At 44.3% G+C, this 10,191-nt stretch carries 9 protein-coding genes; 3 read left to right on the forward strand and 6 right to left on the reverse strand.

What is annotated here, in order from left to right:
• Together F6J99_RS34800 and mgtE are read left to right on the forward strand one after the other, a co-directional pair.
• The coding region (locus F6J99_RS34800) for a transposase (protein ID WP_293119998.1) at positions 1-325 on the forward strand (325 nt) is incomplete at its 5' end.
• Between the two features lie 433 nt (positions 326-758).
• Entirely contained in the window at positions 759-2,150 is a 1,392-nt protein-coding gene (gene mgtE / locus F6J99_RS34805) for a magnesium transporter (RefSeq protein WP_293120000.1), read from the forward strand.
• A gap of 358 nt (positions 2,151-2,508) precedes the next feature.
• Here mgtE and F6J99_RS34810 read toward each other — a convergent pair whose 3' ends face one another.
• The 3 genes from F6J99_RS34810 to F6J99_RS34820 form a co-directional block, all read right to left on the reverse strand.
• Positions 2,509-3,687, reverse strand: coding sequence for a M20 family metallopeptidase (locus F6J99_RS34810; protein WP_293120002.1), 1,179 nt, complete (start codon positions 3,685-3,687; stop codon positions 2,509-2,511).
• Between the two features lie 105 nt (positions 3,688-3,792).
• Positions 3,793-5,184, reverse strand: coding sequence for an AtzE family amidohydrolase (locus tag F6J99_RS34815; RefSeq protein ID WP_293120004.1), 1,392 nt, complete (start codon positions 5,182-5,184; stop codon positions 3,793-3,795).
• An 83-nt stretch (positions 5,185-5,267) separates the two neighbouring features.
• Entirely contained in the window at positions 5,268-5,453 is a 186-nt protein-coding gene (locus F6J99_RS34820) for a DUF4089 domain-containing protein (RefSeq protein ID WP_365974882.1), read from the reverse strand.
• A 186-nt stretch (positions 5,454-5,639) separates the two neighbouring features.
• Here F6J99_RS34820 and F6J99_RS34825 point away from each other — a divergent pair, with 186 nt between their 5' ends.
• On the forward strand, positions 5,640-6,509 hold the full coding sequence (locus F6J99_RS34825) for a DUF4351 domain-containing protein (protein WP_293120006.1): 870 nt from the start codon (positions 5,640-5,642) through the stop codon (positions 6,507-6,509).
• A gap of 96 nt (positions 6,510-6,605) precedes the next feature.
• Here F6J99_RS34825 and F6J99_RS34830 read toward each other — a convergent pair whose 3' ends face one another.
• The 3 genes from F6J99_RS34830 to F6J99_RS34840 all read right to left on the reverse strand — a co-directional run bounded on the left by F6J99_RS34830 (position 6,606) and on the right by F6J99_RS34840 (position 10,099).
• The gene (locus F6J99_RS34830) at positions 6,606-8,120 is read right to left on the reverse strand and encodes a reverse transcriptase domain-containing protein (RefSeq protein ID WP_293120008.1); all 1,515 of its coding nucleotides are present in this window, start codon (positions 8,118-8,120) and stop codon (positions 6,606-6,608) included.
• A gap of 166 nt (positions 8,121-8,286) precedes the next feature.
• Complete coding sequence (locus tag F6J99_RS34835) at positions 8,287-8,589, reverse strand: hypothetical protein (RefSeq protein ID WP_293120010.1); 303 nt, start codon at positions 8,587-8,589, stop codon at positions 8,287-8,289.
• A 145-nt stretch (positions 8,590-8,734) separates the two neighbouring features.
• Positions 8,735-10,099 (reverse strand): zinc ribbon domain-containing protein, encoded by a 1,365-nt coding sequence (locus tag F6J99_RS34840; RefSeq protein WP_293120012.1) that lies wholly within the window; start codon positions 10,097-10,099, stop codon positions 8,735-8,737.
• Positions 10,100-10,191 lie beyond the last annotated feature (92 nt).

A 10,191-nucleotide genomic window follows, 5' to 3' on the forward strand; every position in this document is an offset into this window, starting at 1 on the left:
GGGTTTTGGTCAGTTCTTTGATATCTTAGCTTGGGTTTGTTGGAAACGAGGCGTATATTTTGGCAAAGTTGATTACAGATATACTAGTCAAATTTGTCCAAATTGTGGTATAAATACAGGCAAAAAAGATTTGTCTGAACGCATACACAAATGTCCTGAATGCCATTATGAAATTAACAGAGATGTTTCAGCTGCTCAAGTGATTTGTCAACGTGGTATTACTGCGGTCGGACAGATCGTGCTAGAAAATGACTGTGTAGGCGGGCTGTCGGGGGTTTACAACAACCTAGATAAGTGCTTTGGAAGCAGTAAACCCAAATTGTGAAGTTTGGGAATCCCCCGTTATAATATCTGATTTAACGGGGGAGGATGTCAATGCGCTGAAAATACTCTTGGACTAAGATGCCTCAAGTAGTGGCATTGGTGAATATTGGAATCCAAAGGATAGTTGCCTCAGTTACCAATTAAGTAGTGGGACAAACGTTTTAGTAACTGTGTTAACTTTGGTTAAGTTAACTCAAACCTGATCAGCTATAAAGATGGTTCGTATTTTACATTTCTTAATATAATTTCATTTATTTATTTATTTCCGACTAATTACCAAGTACTAATTACTAAGTACTACTTAATAAGTACTAATTACCAAGTACTAATTACCAATTACCAATTACCAATGAGTCTTGGAGCAGGTACAAAAGCATCTAGACTTGAGTCAGCACTGACAAACAAGTAAAACCTACTCAAGAGGAGGGTTTGCATTGACTGAAAACCAAATTTCCCTCCAGACAATCTCGCGTAGTGAACTGCGACAGCTGGTGCGTTCTCAACTGCAGATACTGCTGGAGCAAGGTAATCTTCAGGGTGCTAAGCAAGTGCTGGTACCAGTACAACCAGTAGACATTGCCGAAGCGATTGAAGGATTACCCGAAGCAATGCAAGTGATTGCCTTCCGCTTATTGTCTAAATCTGAGGCCATTGAGGTGTATGAAAATCTTGACTCCAGTGTCCAACAGTCTCTAGTTGAGAAGTTCAAACATCAGGAGGTACTGGATATCGTAGATAAGATGTCGCCAGATGATCGAGCCAGGTTGTTTGATGAGTTGCCAGCTAAGGTCGTCCGACGTTTGCAGTCACAGTTAAGTCCCAAGGAGCGCCAAGCGACAGCCCTGTTGTTGGGGTATGAGGAGGGAACAGCAGGGCGAATCATGACCCCTGAATATATTTCCCTCAAGGAAAACTTGACGGTTAGCGAGACCTTGGATCAGATTCGTAGCTTAGCCAAAGCCTCGGAAGTCGTATATTACCTCTATATCACCGATAACTCTCGACATTTGACTGGGATTGTTTCCCTGCGGGATTTGGTGATTTCTTCCACCGAGACCACCATGGGTGAAATTATGACTCGTGATGTGGTTTATGTCCATACCTATGCAGACCAGGAAGAGGTAGCACGGATGATCCAACGCTATGATTTTCTGGCTGTACCAGTGGTTGACCGGGAGCAGCGTCTAGTGGGTATTGTCACTGTGGATGATGTGATTGATATCTTGGAGCAGGAAGCAACAGAAGATATGTACGCGGTAGGTGGTGGTGTCCAATCGGAAGGAGATAATTATTTTCAAACCAATTTATTCACAGTTGCCCGCCGACGGGTAGTTTGGTTATTTGTCTTGTTACTCACTAATACGGTTACGGGTACGATCATAAAGTCTCAAGAGTCTATTTTGCAGCAGGTTGTTGCCCTAGCAGCTTTTATCCCTTTACTCACTGGCACTGGTGGTAATGTGGGCGCTCAGTCTTCTACGGTGGTGATTCGTGGCTTGAATACTGATGAAATTCGTGACTTAGGCCCCGGTCAAGTGATTTGGCGAGAGGCACTGGCGGGGTTATTACTAGGAGGGATTCTGGGTACTATCGCCACTGGATGGGGTTACTGGTTACAAGGAGATTTTTTAGTAGCCCTATCGGTGGGAGTGAGTCTAGTTGCGATCGCACTTTTAGCATCAATTGCCGGTTCAGCCCTACCGTTTCTGTTCCGTCACCTAGGCTTAGACCCAGCTCTGATGTCCGCACCATTTATTACAACAGTTGTTGATGTCTTAGGTGTGCTGATTTATTTCAATATTGCTAAATCAGTCTTAGGGCTTTAGCATCAAAGGCAACAGGCAACAGGCAACAGGCAACAGGCAACAGGCAACAGGCAACAGGCAACAGGCAACAGGCAACAGGCAACATAAAATCATAATCTGTACTTCAAATTGTCGCAAATCGAATTAACTGTATAATTAAATTTATAATTAGGGCAAGCTGAATAAGTCGTAACCCTTGATTTATTAAGGTTTTGAGGACTATTCAAGATTCATAAAGTGCAAGAAATAAGCCGAATCCCTATCAAAACTAATACACTTATTGAACTGATGTTTGTGAAAGTTCCACCCGGTTAAACCTCTTGCCTCTTGCCTCTTGCCTCTTGCCTCTCCTCACCAAAACTTTTTCACCAATCCCTAATTAACAGTCCTGGTGCCAGTACTTATAAATCCCATAAGCCAGAGTAACGACACCGGTAACAATGGCCGATTCATCCACGGCAAACAGAGGATGGTGCAGTGGGTAGTTTAGTTTATTTTGGAATCCAACCCCGAGGCGGAACATGCTGCCAGGAGCGTGTTGTAGATAAACCGAGAAATCTTCCGCACCCATAGAGGCTTCGGGTATGATTAAAACGCGATCGCTTCCCCAAGCTTCCTTAGCTGCTGCTTCCAACAACTGAGTTAAGGCTAAGTCATTTTGTACTGATGGTACTCCCCGCTGATAGTTGATGTGATAGCGAGCGCCATAAGCATTACAGACATTGGCCACAATCTTTTCAATCCAATCCGGTAGACCAGCATAGGTTTGGGGATGAAGCGATCGCACTGTTCCTACTAGTTGCACTTGGTCAGCAATAATATTCGGAGCTCGCCCACCACTAATTTGTCCAATTGTCAAGACCATCGGGTGTAATGGGTTCTGGGTGCGACTAATAGCTTGTTGGAGGGTGGTAATCACCTGGGCAGCAATCCAAATCGCGTCAATAGCTTGGTGAGGGCGAGCTCCATGACCGGATTCTCCCATAATTACGATTTCTAAATCATCCGCTGCTGCTGTTAATGCCCCATAGCGGATACCAATAGACCCTGCTGGAATTGATGGGAAAACGTGAAGACCAAAGATAGCACTCACATCCTTCATTCCCCCATCTTTAACAATCCAGTTTGCACCTTGAGCAATTTCCTCAGCTGGTTGGAACAGAAAGCGAGTATTACCAGGAAAAGTTTCTCCGAGTTGGGATAGAACCATAGCTGTGCCTAAGCCTACGGTGGTGTGGACATCATGACCACAGGCATGCATGACTCCCGGTTGATGTGAGGCAAAATCCAGGCAAGTTTGTTCGGTGATGGGTAGAGCGTCCATATCAGTGCGCAGGGCGACTAATCGCTCATCGGTACCACCAATCAGTTCACCGATAAGACCAGTTTTGCCAATCCCTTCTTGTACATGAAGACCACAGGAGGATAGGACCCCAGCTACGTAAGCCGCTGTTTGGTGTTCTTGACCACTCAATTCTGGGTAAGAGTGGAGATGACGGCGGATTTCGATTAGACGCGGGGCAAGTTCTTGGGCTAACTCTTTAATCTGGGAGAGCATGCTGCTAGATAAAATTTTTTGATACTTAACTCTTTATACTTCTTTTTTAATGTTTGATGAGACAACTATTTGCGGTAAAAGAATATTGTCTCAATCATCCATTTGTTAAGATACAACCGCTGCTGAAACGATGCCTTGCTCTTCAAGCACTGCAGCAACTCTAAGAATCATTGCTTCATGGTAGGGTGCAGCAATAATTTGTACCCCTAAGGGCATTTGACCAGGACGCTGAATTGGTACTGATAAGACCGGTAAGCCAATGAAGGATAAGGGTTGAGTAAATAATCCTAAGTTTGGACGAACCAACACTTCTTCCCCGGCAATGACCATTTTTTCTTGGCCCAGTCGGGGAGCAACACAGGGTGTAGTGGGAGCGAGGATAATATCGACATCTTGGAAGACTTCCCGAACGCGATCGCGAAACCATTGTCGAAACCGTTGGGCTTGAATATACCAAGTCCCTGGAATTAGGGCACCTGCTAAAAAGCGATCGCGTGTAGCTGGATCAAAATCATCGGGACGTTTACGCAAATTGTCCAAATGCAGGTTTGACCCTTCATTAGCCGTAATAATATAAGCTGCTGCTCTGGCTCGCTTGGCTTCTGGGATAGTAACCGAGGCAGTTACATCCAAGCTACTAGCGACTTTAGCCACAGCATCCAAGACTTCTGGTTCTGCCCCTTGAGCAAAATACCCATCAGCAACCCCAATCCGTAACCCTTCAATCCCCTGGTTAAGGTGGGGAACACAGAGTTCTGGGAGACGATTGGTACATACTGAATCAGCCGGATCTGCTCCCTGAAGGATATCAAAGATAGTAGCAATATCCCGTACAGAACGAGCAAACGGACCGATATGATCCAAACTAGCAGAAAACAAGAAAACCCCTGCGCGAGACAATCGTCCGTAGGTAGGTTTGAAGCCAAAAGTACCACACAACGCTGCTGGTACGCGGATCGAACCATTGGTATCGGAACCGAGAGTTATTGGTACTAATCCCGCCGCCACTGCTGCTGCCGAGCCGCCAGAGGAACCACCAGCAATGCGAGTGAGATCATGGGGGTTATGAGTTGCGCCGTAATGGCTATTTTCCGTTACAAAGCCATAGGCGTACTCATCCATATTTAATGCTCCGACTAGGATAGCACCCGCTTGTTTGAGTTTAGTTACAGCAGTAGCATCACGGGAAGCAGGAAGATTTTCAGCATTAATTTTTGACCCAGCTAATGTTATTAAGCCAGCGATATCATATAAGTTTTTAACCGCAAAAGGAACTCCTGCCAATGGACCGGGATTGTTTCCTTTAGCAATAGCATGATCAATGTGTTCAGCATCGGATAAAGCTTGGTCAGTGGTAACCGTTGTGAAACAGTTAAGGGATTGGTTACCGACAGTTATTTTTTCGAGACAGTTAGTAATAACTGTTTTGGCAGTGACTTGACCTTCTTGAATCGCAGTGGTAATTCCAATGGCATCAGTTTGGTTCACGGTTAGCATCCTAATTTCAGCTATTATGATGATTGAGTAACGCTTATCAACCAATAAACTCGATAATTTTATAGTCAAAAATTATCAGCATCCTAAGGTTCAAATACAGGAGCAGCTGCGATATCATCAGGTAAGCTAAATTCTGTGACTAGAGATGCGATCGCATAAATTGTAGCGAAGTTTTTGATAACACCAGGACGATGTTGTGGCTTAAGGTCTAAATCAAGGAGTTGCGCCATTGCTTCGACATAGGTAGCAGTTTCAAGTTTTTTGGGCATCATTACTAGTTAGTGTTTAAGAATTTAGTAGTTAAAATTAATTGTAATCTATAAATAGAATATAATTTTAAAACCTGTCGTTATTACTCAAAACTCAACCATCAAAACTCGGCAGTCTCTTCAAAACTATCTTCAAAAAAACAAAGTTAAGTTTTTCGTTACCTTAAGGATATAAAGACACCCGATATGGCTATGACTCAAACGAAAGCCGAACCCATTATCCGATGGGAAAAACTCCCCGACGAATTTCAATTACCCGATGACCCAGTGGATGATCTCTATCATCCCTTATTAGCGGCTATCCTGCGAGAGATTCTGGAATTAGCTGGATTTATCACTAACTCAATGCTGATTGCTTCCAACTTTGGACTCTGTGCCAATGTGGACGGTAAAACAGTAGTCAAAGCACCGGACTGGTTTTATGTACCTTCTGTGTTTCCTGTCTTACCAGGGGTGATTCGCCGGAGCTATACCCCTCACACCGAAGGAGAGGTACCAGCAGTGGTTATGGAATTTTTATCCGAGAAGGAGCAAGGAGAATATTCCCTTAACCCCCGTTACCCCTATGGCAAATGGTACTTTTACGAGCAAATCCTACAAGTACCAATTTATGTGATTTTTGACCCAGCCTCCGGAAGTTTGGAAATGCGATCGCTTAATTCAGGAAGCTATACCCTACAACAACCCGATGCTAATGGACGCTACTGGATTGAATCCATGGGTTTGTTTCTCGGAGTATGGTACGGGCAAAAATCAGAAATCACCAACTATTGGTTACGGTGGTGGGATAGCTCTGGAAATTTATTACCTTGGGGAGAGGAGAAAGTCCAACAAAGTCTACAGCAAGGCTTACAGCAAGGCTTACAGCAAGGAAAACTGGAGCTAATTATGCGTCAGTTGACACGCAAGGTTGGAACAATTGAGCCTACTCTAGAATCAGTAATCAACAACTTATCTGCTGCTGATTTGGATCAACTGAGTGAGGCATTGTTCGATTTTTCCGATGGGTCGGATTTATCCAGTTGGTTAGAGGGATATACTCTTAAACCGTCATAAAAACGGACCAGCCCGCATAGTTAGAGTCGATGCCTGGTATTACCCAGGGCACCTCTCCTTCAAATCCGTACGTGCGACTTTCACCGCATACGGCTCCTAGATATCCTGTCCTTTCGGTTTGCTCCAGTGGATTTGTTGGTGACAGCTGTGATGTACTGCCATTAGGTTCTTAGACTTCCAGTTGTCGTGGTTCCCATCTATGTGATGGAGTTGCACGGACTCTTCGTCTATGAACTTTAATCCACAATGTCCACAGGAATGGCGTTGCCTTTTCAAGGCTATTGCTGTAGCATCACTGTATAGCTTGGAGTTTCTTTGACTCCAGTACACTGTTTTCCCGTTATAGGGGGAGTTGGTTCCTGCTACCATTTTGTGTCCGTTCTGTTCGTATCCTACGGATGGGAAAGCCTTGTTACAAAGTTTGTTGGCTTTATACCTGTTGACTTTCTTCTCTTTTCGGAATTTACGGTTGGCGGTCTTGTTCATGAACCACAAGGAATCTCTTGCGCTGCTCATGTCACACCATTTGTGGTAGTTTCTCCATCCCCTTATCACGGGGGCTAGTTTTTGTGCCTTTACTTCAGCGCCATAATTCGAGTTGTTGACTATGGTTTTAATCTTCTTTCGGATACTTCGGTGATTTTCCACTGAGGGAATACTCCGGAATTTTCCGTTATGTTTTTGAACATACATTCTCCAACCTAGGAAGTCAAAGCCATCTGTCGTTTTGGTAATCTTGGTCTTTTCTTCACTGATTTCCATCTCACATTCTGCTAAAAAGGTCTTGATTTTGTCCAGTACCTTTTCTGCGTTATCCTCTGGTTTGAGGAATATCACCATGTCGTCTGCATATCGGACGCTGGGGTGAATTGCCTCTATTCCATCAAGTGCAATGTTGGCTAAGAGTGGGCTAACCACACCTCCTTGGGGTGTTCCTTGTTCAGGGAATTCCGGATTGATGCCAGCTTTTAAACATCTGAAAATCCCCTTCTTCAGACTAGCTGGGGCTAGCAATCTATCCATGATGGACTTATGGGAGATACGGTCAAAACACTTTTTAATATCTAATTCAATTACTCTCTTATTGATGCCATTGGATTGTGACCTTAAATTATTGAACACATGTTTTTGGGCATCATGGGCACTGCGTCCAGTCCTAAACCCGTAACTCCGGGCGTGAAAAGTTGCTTCGTGCGCGGGTTCGAGAGCGTATTTGGCTAGACATTGCCATGCTCTATCGGCGATTGTGGGTACCTTAAGAATCCTTACTTTCCCATTCTTTTTTGGAATTGGGATTTCGCGAAGTCCGCTATGTTTCCAGACAAGGCCATAGTGGTTCAATTCATACAGTAGTTCAATTCGCTCTTTGTATGTTAGGGCTGTCTTCCCATCCACACCGGCAGTCTTCTTGCCTTTATTGAGCTGTGTCACTTGACGGATGGCTAGAAGTTGTGCTGCGCGAGATTTCAGAATCAGTTTTTGTAGAGACCGAGCTTTCCTCAAGTCACCGTTTCGAACTGCTTTGTACACTCTTCTCTGTAGGCGAAAAAGGTTCCGTCGGAGTTGTTTCCAATTTTGTCTTTTCCATAGGTCACTATATCGGTTTGACATGTGTCTACCTGTACTCTTCGTTGATTTGTGTATTCTGGATACCCGCAGGCAGTTTCCGCCTGCATCCTACCCGACAGTAGGGATTAAGTTTGACATAACTTACCGAGGTGACGACCTATCCTCAGACCTATTAATGCTGTCGTTTTTACTTGTTCCATCTATCGGATTATTCTGGTGATTTAGGGCGATTCATTTTGCCTACTATCTTCTCGGAGTTTACAGTTATCCCGTTTAAAACACTGTGAGAATGAGATAGTAGAGTCCACATATTTTGTTCAGATTGTGGCTCCCTTGTTAGACACTTTTCTAGAATCTGTTTACCCATGTCACCTTCCCCTTTAGCACCAGTGTCCTGATCTGCTTCGGTCTGATTGTGCCCTGTCGCCAGCTTCACTCTGAAAGTTGTCGCTTTCTCGGTGTGGCCAGGTAGGGAGTCACATGTCTCCTCATGGGTGGGATTTTCACCCACATCCGTTAGATAGTTAAGAATTTTGAGGTGTTATCCTCGCGATTCTCCCAACTCATACCCCTGGAGTTTCTCTAGGTTCCTAGTTGGAGCAAGCCGCACAAACGGTCAAGGTGCAATTTATTGTTGCCTGAGGGAGGAGTGGTCATCAGCAATTGGAGTTAAGCCTGCCACTCATCTGTCTAGGCGTTCCTGGTATCTCGACCAGGAGTTTCTTAAAAGCCTTAGTTTTGCTATGCTTACAATCAAGCCAACCAAGCTCAACTGCATCAAGCAAGCTAAGTCCCATCCCTTCCAAGAAACGCGCGGTACGACGCAACAATACTGCCTGCACCTCGGTTTTACTCATATACCGGGTTATTTCCTTATCCGTACCTCTATCAAGGATATTTTTGGCAGCATTGTGGTCAGCCTGCAACACGACCCCATTGAATCTGGTAAAACTGTCCCCGATTCTTTTCCCTAGAAGGGTTCCGGTCACGGAGTCAATTTGCGACGTGTAACTAGGCTGCACTTCTGTGACAACCGAGCCAGTCCAATTAGCCCATTTTTGCAAGGAGTCCCGTATCTGACCTTTCATCCAACTATTAAGCTTACGGGACATGGCTTTGGACTGACGTTTATTTTTTATTGGTTGTGTTAAATCCTCTGCAAATACCTTTAAAGATTCTCCTTTGAAAAGAGCCTTAGAGGCCGCTCCTATAATTGCCGTAATTTCTGATTGATTTTTTCTGTATCGGCGATTTTCTGTTTTTCTGCTTAAATTATTTTCAAGTATCCGAGCCGACTTGGCTGGATCTATTTTTTCTAGCTTTCTATGTATCGCCCAAAGCTTCCCTCTATTGCGATTCTTGGCATATATACGTTCGGAGTTTTTAGTGGCTAGCTTACCCAAGCCTTTACCGTGGGCTTGGTCATCTGAATCATAGAAAGCCTCAGTGTATCCCTTGTCTATCCCAATAGATCGGCGGTCGGCAGGAATATCTACAGTTCCATAATCTACTAAAAAATGAATTTCAAACCTTTGCAGTAGCTGGTTGTATATCAGTCTGATCTGACCTTTTATTTTCCGGTTAGACTTAACGGTTATTTTGTTTCTTTTTCTTTTCCTTAACCCAGCCAACTCTAGTTGATAAGTATTACGAGAGATCCTGTTGCATTTATACCCTTCTTGTTGGTAAACTATCTGATTTTTTACCCAAGAATGTCCCCGCTGAAACTCCTTCCTGACAAGCCTATGTAGCAGTGGGTTATCCAGGAAAGCTCTTGTCTTAAGCTGTTTACAAAGCTCCTTTCTTGTTTTTTGGTTGTCTTTCCCAGGAAACCTTTTGTAGATTTTCTTGATTACCGCATCGGTACAAGCTGCTTGGCTCGCTGTGATAGCCTTCGCTACATCATTGATAGTCCAATCCATCAACTTGGCAGGCAGCCCCAGAGTATCGGGAGTCCTAAAGCTTTTTATTTCCGGGATTGCCTTTTTATTACGGTCGATGTCCGGTATTACCCGATGCACCTCCGCTCCAAAGCCGTACGTGAAGCTTTCACCTCATACGGCTCCTAGGTTCTCCTTCAACCTTTCGGCTTGCAGTCATCTTGTGACGTGCT

The sequence above is a fragment of the Moorena sp. SIO4G3 genome (genome assembly GCF_010692305.1).
In the GTDB taxonomy this organism is placed as follows: Bacteria; Cyanobacteriota; Cyanobacteriia; order Cyanobacteriales; family Coleofasciculaceae; genus Moorena; species Moorena producens_A.

What these genes read in the sequence shown, in the direction of transcription:
- F6J99_RS34810 (WP_293120002.1), bottom strand. Translation starts at nt 3,687, where the DNA reads ATGCTCTCCCAGATTAAAGAGTTAGCCCAAGAACTTGCCCCGCGTCTA.
- F6J99_RS34825 (WP_293120006.1), top strand. Translation starts at nt 5,640, where the DNA reads ATGGCTATGACTCAAACGAAAGCCGAACCCATTATCCGATGGGAAAAA.
- F6J99_RS34830 (WP_293120008.1), bottom strand. Translation starts at nt 8,120, where the DNA reads ATGTCAAACCGATATAGTGACCTATGGAAAAGACAAAATTGGAAACAA.
- F6J99_RS34815 (WP_293120004.1), bottom strand. Translation starts at nt 5,184, where the DNA reads ATGCTAACCGTGAACCAAACTGATGCCATTGGAATTACCACTGCGATT.
- F6J99_RS34820 (WP_365974882.1), bottom strand. Translation starts at nt 5,453, where the DNA reads ATGCCCAAAAAACTTGAAACTGCTACCTATGTCGAAGCAATGGCGCAA.